The 19,890-nt window shown below is 67.3% G+C and carries 22 protein-coding genes; 12 read left to right on the forward strand and 10 right to left on the reverse strand.

Annotation, left to right across the window (positions count from 1 at the left end):
• Positions 1 to 10: 10 nt before the first annotated feature.
• Entirely contained in the window at positions 11 to 619 is a 609-nt protein-coding gene (locus tag ACHL_RS13745) for a nitrobindin family protein (protein ID WP_015937882.1), read from the reverse strand.
• 170 nt (positions 620 to 789) lie between these two features.
• Positions 790 to 1,557: a hypothetical protein gene (locus ACHL_RS13750; RefSeq protein ID WP_015937884.1), complete on the reverse strand. Its 768-nt coding sequence runs from the start codon at positions 1,555 to 1,557 to the stop codon at positions 790 to 792.
• A gap of 248 nt (positions 1,558 to 1,805) precedes the next feature.
• On the opposite strand from ACHL_RS13750, the gene ACHL_RS13755 reads away from it, so the two are divergent.
• From ACHL_RS13755 to asd, 10 genes are all read left to right on the forward strand, one after another.
• On the forward strand, positions 1,806 to 2,504 hold the full coding sequence (locus ACHL_RS13755) for a winged helix-turn-helix transcriptional regulator (RefSeq protein WP_015937885.1): 699 nt from the start codon (positions 1,806 to 1,808) through the stop codon (positions 2,502 to 2,504).
• Between the two features lie 32 nt (positions 2,505 to 2,536).
• On the forward strand, positions 2,537 to 3,508 hold the full coding sequence (gene mshD, locus ACHL_RS13760; protein ID WP_015937886.1) for a mycothiol synthase: 972 nt from the start codon (positions 2,537 to 2,539) through the stop codon (positions 3,506 to 3,508).
• 129 nt (positions 3,509 to 3,637) lie between these two features.
• Positions 3,638 to 5,887, forward strand: coding sequence for an RNA degradosome polyphosphate kinase (locus ACHL_RS13765; RefSeq protein WP_015937887.1), 2,250 nt, complete (start codon positions 3,638 to 3,640; stop codon positions 5,885 to 5,887).
• A 10-nt stretch (positions 5,888 to 5,897) separates the two neighbouring features.
• Positions 5,898 to 6,866 (forward strand): NUDIX hydrolase, encoded by a 969-nt coding sequence (locus ACHL_RS13770; protein WP_015937888.1) that lies wholly within the window; start codon positions 5,898 to 5,900, stop codon positions 6,864 to 6,866.
• Between the two features lie 117 nt (positions 6,867 to 6,983).
• A complete protein-coding gene (locus ACHL_RS13775; RefSeq protein ID WP_015937889.1) occupies positions 6,984 to 8,570 on the forward strand; it encodes a hypothetical protein in 1,587 nt (528 codons plus the stop codon).
• The gene (locus tag ACHL_RS13780; RefSeq protein WP_015937890.1) at positions 8,567 to 8,971 is read left to right on the forward strand and encodes a GntR family transcriptional regulator; all 405 of its coding nucleotides are present in this window, start codon (positions 8,567 to 8,569) and stop codon (positions 8,969 to 8,971) included. Before ACHL_RS13775 ends, ACHL_RS13780 begins: the two co-directional genes overlap by 4 nt.
• Positions 8,972 to 9,066: 95 nt before the next feature.
• Positions 9,067 to 9,870, forward strand: coding sequence for a thymidylate synthase (locus tag ACHL_RS13785; protein ID WP_015937891.1), 804 nt, complete (start codon positions 9,067 to 9,069; stop codon positions 9,868 to 9,870).
• Positions 9,867 to 10,451 (forward strand): dihydrofolate reductase, encoded by a 585-nt coding sequence (locus ACHL_RS13790; RefSeq protein ID WP_015937892.1) that lies wholly within the window; start codon positions 9,867 to 9,869, stop codon positions 10,449 to 10,451. The genes ACHL_RS13785 and ACHL_RS13790 overlap by 4 nt, the downstream gene beginning before the upstream one ends.
• Positions 10,452 to 10,455: 4 nt before the next feature.
• On the forward strand, positions 10,456 to 10,674 hold the full coding sequence (locus tag ACHL_RS13795) for an NF038396 family protein (RefSeq protein WP_015937893.1): 219 nt from the start codon (positions 10,456 to 10,458) through the stop codon (positions 10,672 to 10,674).
• A 124-nt stretch (positions 10,675 to 10,798) separates the two neighbouring features.
• Positions 10,799 to 11,929 carry an aspartate-semialdehyde dehydrogenase gene (gene asd / locus ACHL_RS13800; protein ID WP_015937894.1) on the forward strand — a complete coding sequence of 377 codons (1,131 nt, stop codon included), beginning with the start codon at positions 10,799 to 10,801 and terminating at the stop codon, positions 11,927 to 11,929.
• A 125-nt stretch (positions 11,930 to 12,054) separates the two neighbouring features.
• On the opposite strand, the gene ACHL_RS13805 is transcribed toward asd, so the two are convergent.
• Entirely contained in the window at positions 12,055 to 13,191 is a 1,137-nt protein-coding gene (locus ACHL_RS13805) for a winged helix DNA-binding domain-containing protein (protein ID WP_015937895.1), read from the reverse strand.
• Positions 13,192 to 13,245: 54 nt separating this feature from the next.
• Here ACHL_RS13805 and ACHL_RS13810 point away from each other — a divergent pair, with 54 nt between their 5' ends.
• Positions 13,246 to 13,746: a hypothetical protein gene (locus ACHL_RS13810; protein ID WP_139187425.1), complete on the forward strand. Its 501-nt coding sequence runs from the start codon at positions 13,246 to 13,248 to the stop codon at positions 13,744 to 13,746.
• Here ACHL_RS13810 and ACHL_RS13815 read toward each other — a convergent pair.
• The 7 genes from ACHL_RS13815 to ACHL_RS13845 all read right to left on the reverse strand — a co-directional run bounded on the left by ACHL_RS13815 (position 13,727) and on the right by ACHL_RS13845 (position 19,204).
• The gene (locus tag ACHL_RS13815) at positions 13,727 to 14,794 is read right to left on the reverse strand and encodes a UDP-N-acetylmuramate dehydrogenase (protein ID WP_043794707.1); all 1,068 of its coding nucleotides are present in this window, start codon (positions 14,792 to 14,794) and stop codon (positions 13,727 to 13,729) included. The two genes, ACHL_RS13810 and ACHL_RS13815, sit on opposite strands and share 20 nt — an antisense overlap.
• Positions 14,795 to 14,843: 49 nt before the next feature.
• Positions 14,844 to 16,115: an MFS transporter gene (locus ACHL_RS13820; protein ID WP_015937898.1), complete on the reverse strand. Its 1,272-nt coding sequence runs from the start codon at positions 16,113 to 16,115 to the stop codon at positions 14,844 to 14,846.
• A 10-nt stretch (positions 16,116 to 16,125) separates the two neighbouring features.
• Entirely contained in the window at positions 16,126 to 16,563 is a 438-nt protein-coding gene (locus ACHL_RS13825; RefSeq protein ID WP_015937899.1) for a MaoC family dehydratase, read from the reverse strand.
• Between the two features lie 2 nt (positions 16,564 to 16,565).
• On the reverse strand, positions 16,566 to 17,027 hold the full coding sequence (locus tag ACHL_RS13830; protein ID WP_015937900.1) for an FAS1-like dehydratase domain-containing protein: 462 nt from the start codon (positions 17,025 to 17,027) through the stop codon (positions 16,566 to 16,568).
• Between the two features lie 62 nt (positions 17,028 to 17,089).
• A complete protein-coding gene (locus ACHL_RS13835; protein ID WP_015937901.1) occupies positions 17,090 to 17,314 on the reverse strand; it encodes a DUF3188 domain-containing protein in 225 nt (74 codons plus the stop codon).
• A 55-nt stretch (positions 17,315 to 17,369) separates the two neighbouring features.
• Entirely contained in the window at positions 17,370 to 18,311 is a 942-nt protein-coding gene (locus ACHL_RS13840; RefSeq protein ID WP_015937902.1) for a DUF2797 domain-containing protein, read from the reverse strand.
• A 29-nt stretch (positions 18,312 to 18,340) separates the two neighbouring features.
• Entirely contained in the window at positions 18,341 to 19,204 is an 864-nt protein-coding gene (locus tag ACHL_RS13845; RefSeq protein WP_015937903.1) for an HpcH/HpaI aldolase/citrate lyase family protein, read from the reverse strand.
• Between the two features lie 246 nt (positions 19,205 to 19,450).
• Here ACHL_RS13845 and ACHL_RS13850 point away from each other — a divergent pair, with 246 nt between their 5' ends.
• Entirely contained in the window at positions 19,451 to 19,885 is a 435-nt protein-coding gene (locus ACHL_RS13850) for a VOC family protein (protein WP_015937904.1), read from the forward strand.
• Positions 19,886 to 19,890 lie beyond the last annotated feature (5 nt).

Below are 19,890 nucleotides of genomic sequence, written 5' to 3' on the forward strand. Positions count from 1 at the left end.
GACCTTCCGGTTATGAAACCCGTGCCAGGAACGCGGACGCGTGGGCTTCAAGGCCCTTGCCCGCTTCCCCTCCCGTGGCGACGTCCCACCGCCACAACAGGTTGCCGTCCACCAGCCCAAAGATCCGGGTGGCGGCGCTGTAATCCTTGGAGTGGCTGCCGCGCATCACCATGTCGGTGGTGAGCTGGATCTGCGGGCCCTTGATCTGCCCGTAATACAGCTCCGAGATGCCGCCGGGGTGGGAGATGGACACCGAAATGTCGAACCCTCCCTCGCTGTTGCGCAGGGCTTCCACTTCGTCGGCGCTCTTGAGCGCAGGCACGATGTCCGCGGGCACCAGGCCCGGCCCGCCGTCGGCGTCAAGCTGCTTGCGCTCCAGCGCCCAGAAGCCGGTCTCGACCGTGAGGGGCCGCAGGCGCGTGCCGTCGTCGTCCGTCAGCCAGCTCTCCGCCCGGTACTGCAGGTACGGCAGGCCGTTGTGGGTGAAGGAGACATGCTGCAGGAAATGCTCGGAATCCTCATCCCCGGTGCCCAGGCGGCCACGGCCTTCCCACTCACCAATGAGCCAGGAAAGGGGAACAAGTTCCGGAGTCAGATCTGTGGGAATCTCAATGGGCACGGCATTTACCTCGAGAAACTGCGGGATCGGAAGGCTGGTCTACTTCTGGCCCTTGAAGAGGCGGTAGACCACGAAGCCGGCGAACCAGGCCATGGACAGGCTCGCGATGCCGAGCAGGACAAGGAAGAAAATTTCAAATGCAAGTACGGACATGATGCCATCCTAACCCGTCAGAAGATGAGTAGTTTGTCTATGAAGTAGGCGAGCGAGCCGACAGCCGAGACCGGTGCAAGGCCCATGCCAAGGGCCGCCGCAAAGTTCAGCGGCGCACCGCGCAAGGTGACCAGGCGCCGGAAGCTGGCAAGGACCGCTCCCACCACCACACCGAAGATGGCAGCCGGCAGGACGGCGATGTCTGAGAGCACCAGCCCGGCAAGCGGGCCCGCCAGGCCGGCAAGGACGATGCACAGCGGGGCGATGACGTTGTCGGGCCAGCGGATCAGGCCGGCAAGCAGCGCCACTGCTGCGCTGATCGCGGCCACCAGCAGCATCTCGCGGACGCCGTTGAACCGGGCGCCGGCAACCCATCCCGCACCCAGGCAGGAAAGCAGCACGCCCACGCAGCAGCCCAGGGTGGACTCCAGCCGCTGCGCCTGGCCCGTACCCCGGATGAGCTGCACCACGAACACGGCCATCATGCCCACCGCCACGAAACCCGGCGTCCAGTCCAGGTAGCCCGGCGCAGGCGCCCACAAGGCGGCCAGGGCGGACCCGGCACCGGGCAGTGCGATGACGGCTGCGAGGGTCTTCTTGGCCGGGATCCGGAGGAAGTGCGGCCAGCCGATTCCCACCGCGACGGCAATTACGACGGCGACGGCGGCCAGGGCTTCACGGGAGACGTAAACACCGGCGATGATGGCGGCCAGGCCCGCGATGCCAACGACACCGATGGCCCAGGATCCAAGCGAGCGGGCAGGGGCCTGCAGGTCCGCCGTCATATGGAAACCGGCCTGTGAATCGTTACTGCACTCACTGCGCTGTCATCCCGTCCTGGCATTGGCACTAGGCGTGGAACCGCCCCTTCGAAGGGCATGTCCGCCCCCGCCCAATCCTGCCCTATATGAACGGCATATGTCGCAAAACGGACTCTTGGGCGGCTGGAATCTCTGGTTCGGGAGGACCTGCCGGGTATACTCAAGCATCAGCTCAGTCGCCCGATGATGCGCGGACAGCCCATGGAGGAACAATGTCGCACATCCTGCTCTTAACGAACAGCACCGGCTCGTCGGTAGACATCCTGCCTGCCCTGGAACTGCTGAACCACCGCGTGCACATCCTCCCTGCGGAGCCCACAGCCCTCCTTGAAACGGACCCCTGCGACATCGTCCTGCTGGATGCGCGCAAAGACCTCGTGGGCGCCCGTTCCCTCACCCAGCTCCTGAAGGCCACCGGCCTCAGTGCGCCGCTGGTCCTGATCCTTACCGAAGGCGGCATGGCAGCTGTTTCGTCTGCCTGGGCCGTGGATGACATCGTCCTGGACTCCGCCGGCCCCGCTGAAGTTGAAGCGCGCATCAGGCTCTCAGTGGCCCGTGCCGTGCCGGAGCAGGACGACGCCCCCAGCGAAATCCGCGCCGCCGGCGTCGTCATCGACGAAGCCAGCTACACCGCCAGGGTTAATGGAGCCCCCTTGAACCTGACGTTCAAGGAGTTTGAGCTCCTCAAGTACCTGGCCCAGCACCCGGGGCGCGTCTTCACCAGGCAGCAGCTCCTGACCGAGGTGTGGGGCTACGACTACTACGGCGGCACCCGCACCGTTGACGTCCACGTCAGGCGCCTGCGCGCCAAGCTCGGTGCCGACCACGAGAACCTCATCAGCACCGTGCGGAACGTCGGCTACCGGCTGACCCTGGTGCGGCAGCAGGAAGACGAACTGACCGAAGCCTGAGCCGCCGGCCCCTGATCCCGTAGCCTTGCTTCATGACTCCAGCGCACCCCGAGAAATGGCCCGTCCATGTTGTCCAAGGCGGGGTTGACCGGCAACTCCTGAAGGACTGCCGCGACCTCCTGGCTGCGGCCGAAGAGTCCGACGGCAACCCCTCGATCTCCGAGCAGACACTGGTGACCATGCGCGCCGGTGATTCTGCAGACCACTCGCTGCTGACCCTGGCGCTGTACGCCCCGGATGAGGACTCGGATCCGGCCACCGGACAGGACCTGGCAGGATTCGCCGTGGTGGTGGAGGAGCCGGACCGCAGCGGAGTGTTGGAAATCGCCGTGCACCCTTCGTACCGGAACCAGGGCGTGGCCGACCGCCTGGTGCGGGCGCTGCAGGACCGCAGGGGGTTCGACGGCCTGAAGGCGTGGTCCCACGGCAACCACGAGGCCGCCGCCGACCTCGCCGCCCGGTACGGCTACGCGCCGGTGCGGGAGTTGTGGAAGATGCGGATGACGACGGCGGAGGCGGACCTTCCCGAGGCGGCGCTTCCGGAGGGCGTGTCGCTGCGGCCCTTCGTACCCGGCCAGGACGAGGACGCGTGGCTGGCCGTCAACAGTGCGGCCTTCGCGCACCACCCGGAACAGGGCAGCCTCACCCGGGCGGACCTGGCGGCACGCATGGAGGAAGACTGGTTCGACCCCGCCGGGTTCCTCCTCGCGGTGGACGCCGGGGGCCGTGTGTTGGGTTTCCACTGGACGAAGGTCCATCCCCGCCACGGCTCGCACCCCGCCATCGGCGAGGTCTACGTAGTGGGTGTGGCACCTGAAGCGCAGGGTTCCGGCCTGGGGAAGGCCCTGACGCTTGCCGGCATCAAGTACCTGCAGGACCTCGGCCTGCACGCCGTGATGCTGTACACCGATGCGGACAACACACCGGCCGTCTCGCTGTACCGCAGGCTGGGGTTCACCCGCTGGGACATGGACGTCATGTACGGGCCGGTGAAGGAAGGTTAGTCCAATCGGCTGATTCGCCGGGCGGGGGCCGGAAATCAGGGGCTCCCCCGCGGTGAATGCTTGTAAGGTTGAAACAGAACCGCGCAGGCCGGAAGCGCCAGCATCAAGCGCCAGGTAAAAGGAGATCCCATGAACCCGGAACCGTCCGGAACAGCCACGTCCCAGGATGCTGCAACCCCGGTCCGTGCACGCTTCGGCTCCTCCGAGGTTCCGGCCTCCCGGGCCACGCAGGACCGCATCGACATCCCTGAGTTCGCGCCCAACCTGCAGCCCGAGGGGGACATCAGCCCGGACCGTTTCCTGGACCGCGAGCTGAGCTGGCTCAGCTTCAACTCCCGGGTGCTGGAACTGGCTGAGGACCCCACCCTGCACCTGCTGGAACGGGTGAACTTCCTCTCCATCTTTGCCTCCAACCTCGATGAGTTCTTCATGGTCCGGGTGGCCGGCCTGAAGCGCCGTATCGCCACCGGACTGGCTGTGCCCTCCCCGGCCGGCCTGAGCCCGGTGGAAGTACTGGAACAGATCAGCGCCGAAGCACACAGGCTGCAGCAGCGGCACGCCCAGGTCTACGCCGAGCAGATCCGACCTGCCCTGGCATATGAGCACATCCACCTCATGCACTGGGACGAACTCGACGACGCCGCCCAGCAGCAGCTGAGCGTCATGTTCGCCGAAAAGGTGTTCCCCATCCTCACGCCCCTCGCGGTGGACCCGGCGCACCCCTTCCCGTACATTTCCGGGCTGTCCCTCAACCTGGCCGTGGTGGTCCGGAACCCGGTGAGCGACAAGGAACTGTTCGCCCGCGTCAAGGTGCCGGACCAGCTGCCGCGCCTGATCTCCATCGACGGCCCGCGTGCAGGTGCCGTGGCCGGACGCGTGGCACGTTTCATCGCCCTCGAAGACGTCATCGCCGTCCACCTGGACAAGCTCTTCCCCGGCATGGAAGTCCTGGAGCACCACACCTTCCGCGTTACCCGCAACGAAGACGTGGAGGTTGAAGAGGACGACGCCGAGAACCTCCTCCAGGCCCTGGAGAAGGAACTCCTGCGCCGCCGGTTCGGCCCGCCGGTCCGGCTGGAACTCACCAACGACATCAACCCCAACATCCGGGCGCTGCTGATCCGCGAACTCGGCGTGGAGGAGTCCGAGGTCTACTCGGTGCCCGCTCCGCTCGATCTCCGCGGCCTCGCCGTCATTGGCGGCATCGACCGCGCCGACCTGCACTACCCCAAGCACGTACCGCACACCTCCCGGTACCTGAACGAGTCCGAGACGTCCAAGGCCGCCAACGTTTTTGCCGCCATGCGCCGCCGGGACATCCTCCTGCACCACCCGTACGATTCGTTCTCCACCTCCGTGCAGGCCTTCCTGGAGCAGGCCGCGGCGGATCCCAAGGTGCAGGCCATCAAGCAGACGCTGTACCGCACCTCCGGCGACTCCCCCATCGTCGATGCGCTCATCGACGCCGCGGAGGCTGGCAAACAGGTCCTGGCCCTGGTGGAAATCAAGGCCCGGTTCGATGAACAGGCCAACATCTCCTGGGCCCGCAAGCTGGAACAGGCCGGCGTCCACGTGGTGTACGGCATCGTGGGCCTGAAGACGCACTGCAAGCTGTCCCTGGTGGTCCGCCAGGAAGTGGATGGCCTGCGCCGCTACTGCCACATCGGCACCGGCAACTACCACCCCCGCACCGCACGGTACTACGAGGACCTTGGCCTCCTGACGTCCAACGAGCAGGTGGGCCAGGACCTGTCCAAGCTGTTCAACCAGCTCTCCGGCTACGCCCCCAAGTCGACGTTCAAGCGGCTCCTGGTGGCTCCCCGCTCCGTCCGCTCCGGGCTGATCGACAGGATCGAAACCGAGATCCGCAACGCCCGGGCAGGCAAGCCGGGACGCGTGCAGATCAAGGTCAACTCCATGGTCGACGAAGCCATCATCGACTCCCTCTACCGCGCGTCCCAGGCAGGCGTGAAGGTGGACGTGGTGGTGCGCGGAATCTGCTCGCTGCGCCCCGGCGTTCCGGGCCTGAGCGAGAACATCACCGTCCGGTCCATCCTGGGCCGGTTCCTGGAGCACTCCCGCGTGTTTGCCTTCGCCAACGGCGGGGACCCCGTGGTCTACATCGGCTCGGCCGACATGATGCACCGCAACCTCGACCGCCGGGTGGAGGCCCTGGTGCAGCTTGCCAGCGCCGATGACATCACCTACGTCCTCGACCTGCTGCAGCGCTACCTGGCACCGGAAACCTCCAGCTGGCACCTGGACAACGACGGCCACTGGATCCGCCACCACCTCGGGGAAGACGGCAAGCCGCTTGAGGACGTCCAGTCCTGGCTGCTCGCCTCGCGCCCCCGGCAGCGCAGCCTGAGCCGGCGTTAGGGCACCGGTTTTGTCGAGCGATGCACTCGTAGAAGACCAGACAGACCATCCCGGGGAACCAGTAGCGGTCACCGCTGCCGGAGCCATCCCCTGGCGGGCCACCCGGGAAGGCCTCGAAGTCCTCCTGATCCACCGCCCCCGCTATGACGACTGGTCATGGCCAAAAGGCAAGATCGACGACGGCGAGACGGTACCCGAGTGCGCGGTCCGGGAAGTGCGGGAGGAGATCGGGCTTGATGCCCCGCTGGGCATTCCCCTGCCGCCCATCCACTACCACGTGGCTTCGGGGTTGAAGGTGGTCTACTACTGGGCCGTGAAGGTTAACGGCGCACGCCTGGTGCCGGATGGCAAGGAAGTGGATTCCGTGATGTGGTGCAGCCCGGACAGGGCGGCCGCGCTGCTCTCCAATCCTTCGGATACCGTGCCTCTGCAGCATCTGCGGGAGGCACATGCCCGCGGCGGGCTGGACACCTGGCCGCTGGTGGTTGTCCGCCATGCCAAGGCAAAGCCGCGTTCATCCTGGACCAAGGCCGAAGGTGAACGGCCGCTGGCTGCCACGGGTATCCGGCAGGCGCAGGCCGTCGGAAGGCTGCTGCAGGCATGGAAGCCGCCGCGGGTGGTCACCAGCCCGTGGCTCCGCTGCGTAGCCACAGTGGCTCCCTATGCGAAGGCCAGCGGCGCGAAGGTCAAGATAGCGGAGGCCCTGACGGAACACCGGCATGAGCGCAGCCCCAGAAAAACGGCCGATATCATTGAGTCACTGTTCGACAAGCAGAGGCCCGTGGCAGTCTGCACGCACCGCCCGGCGCTGCCCACAGTCCTCGCCCAGTTGGCCAAGCACATGCCGGCGCGGCTGGGCAGCCTGCTCCCCTCCGCGGACCCGTATTTGTCCCCGGGAGAGCTGGTGGTGTGCCACGTGGCCCATGCCAAGGGGAACAACGTTGTAGCGGTTGAGCGGTTCAAGCCCTTCGACGACTGACGGTACTGGCTGGCCCGCCCGGTTGACCTCGTGCGGTTTTGTATCAAATACTTGGTACAAAGCCGCACGAATTTGGGGGATGATGTGCCAGGCCTCGACGCCTTAGCGTTTACTGCAATGCAGCCAACGGTGATCCTGTTTCCGTTCCTGCTGGCCGCAGGGGTCTACCTGCTGCTCCGGTGGGTCATCTGGCAGCCGGGCAATCCCGGGTCAGCGGACACCGCGGCCAAGCACGCACTCTGGATCGGGGTCATCGGCTGGCTGGTGAGTTCGCTCCAGCCGGCGGCGAAGGCGGGCCTGATCCCCGTCTCCGACGTCTCCGAGGCGCCGTCCGCCGTCGAACTCCTTCCCGTCCTGGCGTGGCCCGTCCTGGGCTGCCTTGCGGTGCATGCGATCGGCCAGCTCAGCTATCCCGGTCCACGGCTTCCCCGTCGGCGGGCGAGCCTGGACGTACGCCGGATCCGGGATTTCCTGCCCCGGAAACTGGCCTGGACGGTGCTGGCCATCTTCGTCACGGCTGCCGGGCAAATCGCGTGGACGGCGGGCGTGCCGGGATTCGACCCTGCTCCCTACGTCCCGCGTCCCGAACCGTCCGGCGGTTACGTGTACTACGGCGGGGACGGCAGGGTCCCCGGCATCGACCTCGCCGCCCCTTTGGGTGGCGCCCTGGTGGTCCTGGCGGCCGGAACTTTTGCCGTCCTGGCACTGATCGCCCGGCGCCGGCGGCTGGAATGGCTCTCATCCGAGGACAACAGCCTCCTGCGGACCATTGCAATGAACCGGCTGCTCCGTACCGTGGCCACGGTGGCCTCCGGCCTGGCCGCGATCGCCGGCAACCACGCTGCCCTGACGGACCCGGCAGAAGGTACCGGCAACTGGGCCAGTCCCGCCGCCATGTTGAACCTCGTAGTGCTCCTGGCGATGTGGTGGTGGGCGCCGCCCAAACTGTCCCATGGCCTGACCGAACGCCGGGCCCGCCGGATGACTGACCCGCAACCTGCCACGAAACTGGTGGTCTCGATCGGGCCGGCCATGGGCCTGGCCGCGCTGATTCCGCTGGTGGCAGCAGCCGTGATGCCGGGAGTCCTCACCGGCCAGCCGGCGCTCTTCGTAGCACTGGCGGCCATGGCTGTGCTGGCGGTTGTGGCCGGCGGGGAGGTCCTCCTGCACCGCAACTACGGCACGGACAGGGAGCCCCGCCACTGGCCCCGCCAGCCGGTCTCCCCCGCACTGACCACCACGGTGGTTGCTGCCGCGGCCATCCTGCTCGGCGTCATCGTCCTCATCGCAGCGTGGCAGGCGGAGGCGGGCGCGCCGCCGTCGTGGATTGCGGCAGTGTGGACCACTGCTGCCGCCATCGGAACCGCCGCCGTGCCCTTTGCCGTGGCACGGCGCCGCCGCAGCATCCCCGCGACGGTTCGCGGACTGGACGCCGCCCTTCGCGCCATCACGCTGCACAGGGTGGCCCGCACCCTGGCTGCCCTCTTTGCCGCCCAGGCGGGCGCGCTGCTCATGAGCGCAGCACCAGGGCTGCAACGCTTTTCCCCGCCCGGCGCGGATACCACCTCGGTCCTGTGGCAGGTGGCACCGGGAGCCGGAGTGATTCTGGCTGCTGCCGGCGTGGTCATTGCGGTGATCCCTGTCCGCGGGATCTCCGCCAAGCCTGCCTCCGCGGCTGCGCCCGCACCGGAAACGGTGCCGTGAGCGCCGGAATCACAGTGGACCTGCGGTCCGCCACTCCGCCCTACGAGCAGATCCGGTCCCAAATCAGCTCCCTGGTTGCCGTTGGCGCACTGACCGCTGGAAGCAGGCTGCCCACAGTCCGCAGCCTGGCCTCGGATTTGGGCATTGCTGCCGGCACCGTGGCCAGGGCGTACAAGGAGTTGGAGGCGGCCGGAGTTGTGGAATCACGACGCCGGGGCGGCACCTTCGTCGCCTCCGTTCCGGACGGCGCCGGGCACGGCAGCCCGGGTACAGTCCCGCCGGAGGTGATGGCCGCCGTCGAACGCTATGTGCAGGCCGGCCGGACGGCAGGACTCGGCGATGACCTGCTGCTGGACCTGGTCCGAGGAAAGCTGGGACGGAAGCGGACCAATGGTCGGTGATCCGCGCCGGGCACCTGGGCTTCACGCTGTGGCTGGTGATTCGTGCCATCCGCAACCTCACCGTTCCTCCCGCCGGGCGCCGGTAGACTGGGACGGTGAGCATCCCCACGCCTTATGAAGACCTTCTGCGCGACGTCCTGGCCCAGGGCACGCACAAATCCGACCGTACGGGCACCGGAACCACCAGCGTTTTCGGCCGCCAGATCCGTTTCGACCTGGCCGAAGGCTTCCCGCTCATCACCACCAAGCGGGTCCACTTCAAGTCCGTGGCGGTGGAGCTGTTGTGGTTCCTGCGCGGCGAAACCAACGTGAAGTGGATGCAGGACCAGGGCGTCACCATCTGGAACGAATGGGCTGACGAGGACGGCGACCTCGGCCCGGTTTACGGTGTGCAGTGGCGCAGCTGGCCCACCCCGGACGGCGGCCACATCGACCAGATCGCCGAGCTCGTAGAGAACCTCAAGGCCAACCCGGACTCCCGCCGGCACATCGTCTCTGCCTGGAACGTCTCCGAGCTCAATGACATGGCACTGCCGCCGTGCCACGCGTTCTTCCAGTTCTATGTTGCCGACGGAAAGCTCTCCTGCCAGCTGTACCAGCGTTCGGCGGACATGTTCCTGGGCGTCCCGTTCAACATCGCCTCCTACGCCCTGCTCACGTACATGCTGGCGCAGCAGGTGGGCCTTGAGCCCGGCGAATTTGTCTGGACCGGCGGCGACGTCCACATTTACGAGAACCACATGGACCAGGTCCTCAAGCAGCTCGAACGCGAGCCTTACGAGTACCCGCAGCTGAAGATCAACAGGAAACCCGCCTCGATCTTCGACTACACGCTGGAAGACTTCGAGGTGGTCGGTTACAAGCACCACCCCACCATTAAGGCGCCGATTGCCGTATGAGCACCGAGAACTCCACCGATCCCCAATCCTTCACCGAGGAGCTTGCCGCCTCCATCACCGGCGTGGGCCTGATCTGGGCGCAGACCCCGGACGGCGTCATCGGCAAGGACGGCGACATGCCCTGGCACCTGCCCGAGGACCTCAGGCACTTCACCCGGCTGACCACCGGACACCCGGTGATCATGGGCCGCAAAACCTGGCTGTCCTTTCCGGAAAAGTACCGCCCCCTGCCCGGGCGCACCAACATCGTCATCACCCGGCAGAAGAGCTGGGCCGATACGCCCGAGGCGGAAGGCGCCGTAGTGGTCCCCTCACTGGACGACGCACTGCTGGAGTCCCAGTTCGTCGACGGCGGCGACACCGTGTGGATCCTTGGCGGCGGCGAAATTTTCCGCCAGTCGACGGAGCTCGCCAACGTTGCGGTGGTCACCACCATCGACGTGGAGGCCGACGGCGATACGTACGCTCCGGAGCTCGGCACGAGTTGGGAGGCCAGCTCCTCCCTCCCCCCGGACGGCTGGCTGACAGGCGCCAATGGCACGCGCTACCGATTCACCAAATGGTCACGGACCGAAAGCTAGGACGATGCTGAAGAAACCCGAAACCCTGTTCGTCCTGGGGTACATGCTCCTCCCCCTGCTGGCGCTGCTGTCCGCGATCGTTGGGCTCACCATGATCCTGGGAGGCAACAAGATCGCCGGCGCCATCGTGCTGGTAGTGGTGACGCAGGCCTTCGCCTTCGGTGCGTTCTTTGCCCTGCGCGCCCGCAAAACCTCACTGCTCGAAGAGACCGACCGGGGCTAGCCTGTTTCGGCTGCCGGCCGCAGGGATGCGCAAAGGGTCCAGGCCGCCGTCGTACCCTGCCGGAGCCTGGCGGCAGTGACGTAACCGACTGCGCCCTTCCGGTTGCGAAGTCTAAACTGTACGAATGACTACAGCAGCTACCCCTTCTGTCGGCCTGGTCGGATGGCGCGGCATGGTGGGCTCCGTCCTCATGCAGCGCATGCAGGACGAGGGCGACTTCGCCAACATCAACCCGGTGTTCTTCTCCACGTCCAACGCGGGAGGTGCCGCCCCGTCCTTCGCTGACGGCGCAGGCAAGCTCGAGAACGCGTTTGACCTCGACACCCTGGCGAAGCTGCCCATTATTGTCACCGCCCAGGGCGGGGACTACACCAAGCAGGTCCACGGCGAACTGCGCGGCCGCGGCTGGGACGGCCTCTGGATTGATGCCGCCTCCACGCTGCGCATGAACGACGACTCGATCATCGTCCTGGACCCCATCAACCGCGATGTGATCGACAAGGGCCTGGTCAACGGCACCAAGGACTTCATCGGCGGCAACTGCACCGTCTCCTGCATGCTCATGGGTCTCGGCGGACTGTTCAAGAACGGCCTCGTCGAATGGGGCACGTCCATGACCTACCAGGCTGCCTCCGGCGGCGGCGCCCGCCACATGCGTGAGCTCCTCAGCCAGTTCGGCACGCTCAACGCCGAAGTCAGCACCGAACTTGATGACCCGGCTTCGGCGATCCTTGAGATCGACCGCAAGGTCCTGGCCCACCAGCGCACCGACATCGACGCTACCCAGTTCGGCGTTCCGCTGGCCGGCTCTTTGATCCCCTGGATCGACGCGGACCTGGGCAACGGCCAGTCCAAGGAAGAGTGGAAGGCCGGGGTTGAGACCAACAAGATCCTGGGCACCTCCGAGGAAAACCACGTGATCATGGACGGGCTGTGCGTCCGGATCGGCGCCATGCGCTCCCACTCCCAGGCACTGACTCTGAAGCTTCGCGAGGACCTCTCCGTTGCCGAGATCGAAAAGCTGCTGGCCGAGGACAACGAGTGGGCCAAGGTGGTTCCAAACACCAAGGAAGCCTCCATGGCCGACCTGACCCCCGTGGCCGCTTCCGGCACCCTGGACATCCCCGTGGGCCGCATCCGCAAGATGGAGATGGGCCCCAACTACATCAGCGCCTTCACCGTGGGCGACCAGCTGCTCTGGGGTGCCGCCGAGCCGCTGCGCCGCATGCTGAACATCGCCACCGGCAACCTGTAACCGTTGTTCCACGAGCGGTCCTGCCCCGGTTGAGGCAGGACCGCTTGTGTTTAATGGCAGCTCCAAGCCACCACAACAGAGCGCGCGTCAGCCGGGAAACCACCACAACAGAGCGCGCGTCAGGCTTAGGTGTCCAGGAACTCAAGGTACCGGCGGGCGGCCTTTGCCAGGGCCGCCTGCGCTGCCGGTCCCAACGGCCGGGTCCCGGCAAAGAGTTCGGGTACGACGGCGGCACCACGGCCCGTGCCTTCCCGCGCCCAGGTGCCCACCACCTCCCCCGCCGCAACCACAGTCTTCTTGAAGACCCCGTTGCCGCCGGGAACGATGCTGTTGAAGTGCTCCGGCGCAAGGACGGGGCTGCGGTCCTGGTAGCCGAGGACGAACTCGTCGAAGCCGGGCAGCAGCAGGACCGACCTGGCCCCCGGGACGGAGCTGTCCAGCAGGCCGGCCGTTTCCGGTGAGATCCAGTAGCCCGCGCCGTCGAACTCGACCTCCACTATCTGGCTGCGGACGGCGTCAAGAGCGGCCCTGGCCTCGGTCAGCGGGATCTGCGTCCACCAAGCGAAGTCCCGCACGGTTGCGGGACCGTGGCTTCGGATGTAGCGCAGCAGGAACTCGGCCACCGACTCGGCCCGCTCGAGGCGCCGCGACACCGGAATCCATTCGTCGAAGGCCACCAACAGCTGCTGGTTTCCCGCCAGCGGCCCCTGCACCAGCCAGCCGTGCCGGCACAGCGTGCCCAGGATGTGGATGCCCCGCTGGCCGGCAGTTGGCTGGCCCGCGGCGTCGAACTCCTTGAACAGGTCTGCACGGCTGACCGGGCCACCCGCGGCGATCCGGGCCAGCGCCACATCACGGCTCGCCTCGATATCGGCCCAGGTGATGGCCAGTTCCCGGTGCCGGGCAGCGATGCTCCTGGTGAGGCGCTCGGCAGTGAGGTCCAGCATCCAGCCGAGGTCCTCGGGGGCCACAAGGTGCAGGGTTCCGCGCATGGGCCAGGAACGGACGATCGAGCCGGCATGAAGGGCGGCACGGACCTCACCCAGGCCCGATCCGGGGAGCCGCACGCCCACGGCCCACAGGGACGCCTGCAGGTCCTGCGCCTGCATCGCCGTCATCCAGCGCACCACGTCCTCGGCGGAGCCGGGAACAGCACCGCCAAGTCGGCTCAATGGCGCCGGCCCGGCAGCCGTGAGCCCCTGGGACGCCAGGCGGAGCCGGCCCATGACGTTGCGGGTCAGCCGCACGGCCGTTGGTGACATTGCTTCATCCTAGGTGCCGCATCTCCGGGCGCCTACGCCGGTTAGGGTGGAACCATGACTTTGGGGAGTTTGTGGCTGTTGCTTGCGCGTAAAACCAGGATGTGGATGATCGGCGGGACGCTCAGCGTCCTGGCCGGAACGGCGCTGGGGGGCCTTTCCCTCACCAGGTTCCTGGGCAGCGGACAGTCTGAACCCCGAATTCTTCTTCCCTCCCTGGCCCTGAGCCTGGGCGGAGGTTACGCGGTCCTCTTTCCCGGCCTCAGCACGGGCTGCCAGGGCGTGCGGATCCGCAGGGACTGGCGCCGCCACCCGATGACCGGACGGGTGCTCTGGGTCCTGTCCCTGGTGGTCGCCACCGCCGGCCTCGCCACCTGCATCGTGGCCGGGACCGTGAGCCCGCTGGCGCCCGGGCAGCTGGTGTGGATCTTCATGGGCCTCTACCTGGCACTGGCCGGGTGGGCCTCGGCAGTCATGGGCGCGGCAGCGTCCCTGCGGCAGGACCCGGCAGGCACTTCAGTGGCCGCCGAAGAGGAACTTACAGTTCCAGGCCGATAAGCAGCGGCTCGGGGTGCAGCCGGACGCCAAAGCGGCGTTCGACGCCGGCACGCACCTCGCGTGCCACAGCCACCACGTCGGAGGCGCCTGCGCCGCCGCGGTTGGTGATGGCCAGCGTGTGCTTGGTGGACAGCGAAGCCCGTCCCCCGGACACGCTGTCCGGTTCGAGCCCGAAGCCCTTGCCGAAGCCGGCTTGGTCTATCAGCCACGCAGCGGACAGCTTGACCATCCCGTCCTGGCCGGCAGGGTACCGCGGCGCGTTCTCCGGCAGCGACGCCGCCTCCGCCTCGGGAACAATCGGGTTGGTAAAGAACGACCCCGTCGAATAGGTGTCCCGGTCCGCAGCATCGAGGACCATGCCCTTGGAGGCCCGCAGCCGCAGCACTTCCCGGCGCACATCGTTCGAGTAAGCCCGCTTGCCCGCCTCCACGCCCAGGGAACGCGCCAGCTCGGCGTACCGGATGGGGGCGCTCATCCGGCCCAGCGGCAGCTGGAATTCGACCGTCAGCACCACATAACGGGGGGAACCGTTCACGGTGGTCTGCTTCAGGATGGAGTCCCGGTACCCAAACTTCAGCTCGGAGTTGGTGAAGGTCTGCACGGCGTTCCGCTCGCGGTCCCAGGTCCGGACCGCGGCAATGGTCTGCGAAACGTCGGCGCCATAGGCACCCACGTTCTGGACCGGCGTCGCGCCCGTTGACCCCGGAATCCCGGATAGCGCTTCGATACCGGACCACGCGTGGCGGACGGCGTAGTCCACCAGCTGGTCCCAGTTGTGCCCGGCCTGGACCACCACGGCCACCCCGCCGCAGGAGTCCTCCGCGTTGACCGTGAAGCCCTCGGAGGCGATCTTCACCACCGTCCCGGGGTACCCGTCGTCGGAGATCAGGAGGTTGGAACCGCCCGCGATGATCAGCACCTGTTCCCCGGCGGCATCCGCGGTGCGGACCGCGTCGATGATCTCAGCCTCGGTCCGCGCCTCGATGTACTTGCCGGCAGGGCCGCCGACGGCGGAGGTGGTCAGGGAGGAAAGCAGCGTGGAAGTCACCACAACACGTTACCCGAAGATACCGTACGGGCACGGTAGCTTCGGGTAACTAGCCGAGCTTCCGGGCCACCGGGGAAAGGAAGAAGCTGACGGCCAGCATCACCATGACGGCCAGCAGGGAGTGCAGGATGCCCACGTGCTCGGCCAGCAGGCCCAGCAGCGGCGGCCCGCACAGGAATGCGCCGTAGCCGATGGTGGAGACCACGGAGACCCTGGCGGCGGCCTTGGCGGGGTCGTCGGCCGCGGCGGACATGCCCACGGGGAATCCCAGCGAGGCACCCAGCCCCCAGATGGCGAGGCCGATGAAGGCGAGCCACGGTACGGGCGCGAAGACGAAGAGCCCCAGCCCCAGGACCGCCAGCGCAGCACACCATCGCATCACCGGAACCCTGCCGTAACGGTCCAGGACAAGGGTTCCGGCGAACCGGCCAATGGTCATGAACGTGACGAACAGCCCGTACCCGGCGGCGCCGGCGGCATCGCTTTGCCCGTGCCCGTCCGCCAGCGCAAGGGCCACCCAGTCCCCCGCCGCGCCTTCGGCCAGGGCCAGTCCCAGCACCAGGACACCCAGGAGGAGGGTCCGCCGGTCCCGCCAGGCCTGGGCGATCTTGCGCTTGTTGTCGAGGGGGGCCTCCCCCTCCCCGGCGGTGATGAGGGGAATGGGTCCGGTGGTGGGGTCCTCGAAGTGGTCAGGGGTGTACGTCCGCTCCCCCGCTACCGCGGTGATGTCCGCACGGAACCAGGACGCCGCCGTGGCTACCGATACGGCGACCACCAGGCCGGCCGCGCCGAGGTGCAAGGCCACCGGCAGGGACACCGCCGCAGCGGCCGCCCCCAGGCCCGCGCCCGCCACGGTCCCCAGGCTGAACGCACCGTGCAGCCTGGGCATGATGTGCCGGCCCACGGCCCGTTCCACCGCTGCGCCCTCAACGTTGGAGGCGGTGTTCCAACTTCCGGTGCCCAGCCCGATAACGGCCAGGCCCGCCGCCGTCGCCACGGGACTGGCCAGCACGGAGGTGCCAAGCCCCGCGAGCAGCAGGCCAAAACCCACCATGATGCTGCCGGTCCGGATGGTCTGCTTGGAGCCCAGCCGGAGCACGATCAGCCCCGAGGCGGACACCGATGCAAACGAACCCAAGGTCAGGCAGAGGAGCAGGACGCCCACATTTCCCGGGGTCAGGTCCAGGGCGTCACGGATGGCCGGGAGCCGGGATACCCAGGACGCGAACGCCAGCCCGCTGGCGCCGTAGGCCACTACGACGGCGTTGCGCCAGTGGGTGACGCCGGCCGCTGTGGCGTGGGGTGCTGCCGCTTTGGTCAAGGAGGTTCCGCTAGGAGAGCTTGACGACGGCCTGGGCCTTCATCAGGACTTTTTGCCCGGCTGCGGTGACGGTGAGGTCCACGCGGGCGGTTCCTGCCTCGGCGTCGAGCTTTCCAATGGTTCCGCTGACCTCAATAGTGGCGCCGGGCTCCGCGGTGCCGGTGGTGTCTGTGACCAGGACGGGCTTGGTGAAGCGGGTCTGGAAATCGACGACGGCGGCCGGGTCGCCCGCCCAGTCGGTCACCAGCTGGACGGCCGAACCCATGGTGAACATGCCGTGGGCGATGACGCCGGGCAGTTCCACGCCGGTGGCGAAGGCCTCGTTCCAGTGGATGGGGTTGAAGTCGCCGGAGGCGCCTGCGTACTTGACCAGGTCCGTGCGGGTGACCTCGACGGTGCGGCTGCCGATCTCCTGGCCGGCTGCCAGGTCAGTGATGCTGGGGCTCATGGTTACTGTCCCTCTCCGCGGACCAGGATGGATGACGTGGTGGTGGTGACCTGCTCGCGGGCGTCACCGTCGCCGAGCGCGAAGATTTCGGAGCGGGTGGTGATCATGGCGCCGCCGCCCATGGCGCGGACGCCGTCCACGTGCAGTTCGGCCACGAGCCGGTCACCGGCGAAAATGGGCCGGTGGTGGGTGAAGCGCTGGTCTGCGTGGACCACGCGGGAGAAGTCGATGCCGGCGTCCGGATCCTCGATGAGCTGGGCGTCGGCGCGCTGGGCGACGATGATGGCGAAGGTGGGCGGTGCCACGAGGTCCCGGTGGCCCAATGCCGTGGCGGCATCGACATCGAAGTGTGCGGGATGGGTGGCCTTGACTGCCCGGGCGAACTCGCGGATCTTCTCACGGCCGACGTCGTACACCTCTGCAGCAGGGTAGCTCCGGCCCTGCAGATCCGGATTGATAGTCATGGCCCCAAGCTTATCGTCCGCGTGATGACGGGCCGAAAACGGGGCGCTTCCCGGCAGCGCTGCTAGCGGCGCAGGTTCTTCCGGATCGACTGGCCGCGGACCACCATGCCCACCACATGCAGGACCAGGCCCAGGCCGATCAGCGGCAGGGAGGCCATGGCCAGGCCCTGGTTGCCGCTGGTGTTGCCCACGAGGTTCAGGATGATGCCGACGGCGATCAGGCCCATGGCGCTGAAAACCGTGACTTTGTAGGAGGTGGGCGCGGTGGCCCAGAATTCGTTCAGCACCGTCCAAGTCTACCGGGCTGCCCGGCCCGGACTGCGGGTGCCCCTGAGGCAGCTCCTAGAACAACGCTTCCTGCACGGCCGGCACTGCCGAGGCGAAGTCCCCCGGTTCAATGGTCCTGGCCGTCAGGTGCGCCAGGTTCACCACGAACAGTGAATCTGTGCCGTCCAGCCGGGCCAGGACGTTGGCTCCGCTGATGGCGGCGACAGTAAAGCCGTGCTCCCCGCCGTCCAGGGGATGGGGGTAGGCGTGCCGGGCCGCCGGACCATAGACGGCGTCCGCCTGGGCGGGACGCACCCACGATTCGTCAACCACGGTGAAGCCGCCGACGGCGGTGCGTGCCAGCAGGTACCGCACGTCGCCTGCGTGGCTGCTGCTGATGGCATCCAGGTCTCCCGCGGCCAGCGGTTGCAGGAGGGCCTCGGTTTTGGCACTGGAGCGCACCTGCTGGGTGAGCGCCAGTTCGGCCGTGACCAGGTCCTCCAGGACCCGGACCACCCGGCCGTCGTCCGCCCGTGCCACGTAACGGGCCATCGTGGCACCCTGTTCGGCCAGCCGGTTCCACTTCCTGGGGCCGGAGGCCGTACCCACCTTCGTGGCGCCACCGGCGAAGGTGGCCACGTACAGCCAATGTTCCTGCATCAGGTAGTCGCGGAGCCCGGGAGTCACCCGGCCGCCACGGTGGAAGTCGTGGATCAGCCGGGACTCGTCCAGGACGAAGCAGCGTTCGCATTGCCGTCCCCTGGCGGCCGGGGCGGCTGCCTTGCACAGGATGTGGTCGCGGCGGGCGGACGAGTGGACCACCAGGTGCCCCAGGCAGGACTTGGCCGGCCCGGCGACCCGAAAGCCGAGCCGTGCGCCCGGGCGGAGGCTCAACTCCCGGAAGTCCCCGGATGGTGACTGGAGCCGCAGTGCCGGGGCGCCGCCGTCGTCCGCTGCCGTGGCGGCGGGCGGACCATCCCAAAAGACCCCGTGGACCAGATAGCGGGTATCGGTCACGGGGTCTCCTGAAGTGCTGGGGGCGGGCGCTACAGCGCGGGCTGCACCCCAAAGGCTACAGCCAGTTTCATGATCTTTTCGGCGCGGCCCAAGCGGGGCAGGTCCGAGCCGTCGCGGATGACGCGGCCATTGGCTTCGAAGTCGTTCATGAAGTCGGTGGCCCAGGCGACGTCGGACGGCGTGGGGCTGATGACCTCGTTGATCACGGGGGTCTGGTCGATGGCCAGGCAGAGCTTGCCGGTCATGCCCATCATCACGGTGATGCCGGTCTGCTCGCGCAGGATGGGGTGGTTGGTGCCCACGGTGGGTCCGTCGATGGGGCCGGGCAGGTTGCCGACGCGGCTGGCCACAACGAGCTTGGCGCGGGGGTAGGCCATGGCCTCGGGCGTGGCGGCCATGCCGGTGTCCCGGCGGAAATCGCCGGAACCGAAGGCCAGGCGGAACGCGCCCTGGGCCTTGGCGATGTTGTTGGCTTCTTCGATGCCGACGGCGGACTCCACCAGGGGAATGACGGGGGTCTTGCCGTCCATGCGGTGGAAGCTTTCGGTGACCTGGTCAGCGGATTCGGTCTTGGCGAGCATGACGCCCAGCAGGCCGGGGGTGCCGCGGAGGCCGGCAAGGTCATCTGCCCAGAACGGGCTGGTGGCGTCGTTGATGCGGACCCAGGCCTGGCCGCCGCGGGTCAGCCAGTCCACCACGTTGCCCCGCGCCGTGTCCTTCTGGGACGGGTCCACGGCGTCTTCGATATCAAGAATGATCGAATCTGCGCGTGATACGGCGGACTGGTCGAAGAGCTCGGTCTTCATGGCGTTCACGAGGAGCCAGGAGCGGGCGATCTCTGCGGGGATGTTGCGTTCAGGCCGTACGGTCTCGGCGGCGGTGGTAGACGTCATGGCTTCTACAGTATCTGCCCCGCCACCGGCACGCGGAAGAAATGGGCTCCGGTGTGAGGATCAATACGAACTAAACGGGATGTGACTGTGTTCCGGTTGCACTGGCCAGCACGGCATGTCCTTTCCCCTTCCAGTTGTAGAAGAAATGTCCACCAAAGGGAATGCCTTGCCAAAGACCCTTGACCGGTCACTTGTTTTTTGCAAGTGTTACTTCCGTCACCCTCAGAGCCTACGAAAGAGACCACCATGACTTCCATGTTCGTCAACCTGCCGGTCACCGACCTGGACCGCGCCAAGGCGTTCTACACGGCCATCGGATTCACCATCAACCCGCTCTTCACGGACCACAACGCCGCCTGCGTGGTTGTTGAAGAGGACCACAGCTATTTCATGATCCTGGTCCGCGACTTCTTCCAGACCTTCACCAACCGGCCCATCGGAGACCCGGCCGCCGCAGTGTCCGTGTCAACGGCAATCTTCGTGGACAGCAGGGAGGACGTGGACGCTGCGCTCGCCGCAGGCCTGGCCGCGGGCGGCTCCGAGGACCACCCGGCCACGGACCTCGGCTTCATGTACCAGCGCCAGCTCACGGACCCGGACGGAAACGTCCTCGAATTCGGCTACATGCACCCCGCCGCGGCCGAACAGGGCCCCCAGGCTTTTGTAAACCAGCAGTCCTGAGGCCG

The sequence above is a fragment of the Pseudarthrobacter chlorophenolicus A6 genome (genome assembly GCF_000022025.1).
Classification (GTDB): Bacteria; Actinomycetota; Actinomycetes; order Actinomycetales; family Micrococcaceae; genus Arthrobacter; species Arthrobacter chlorophenolicus.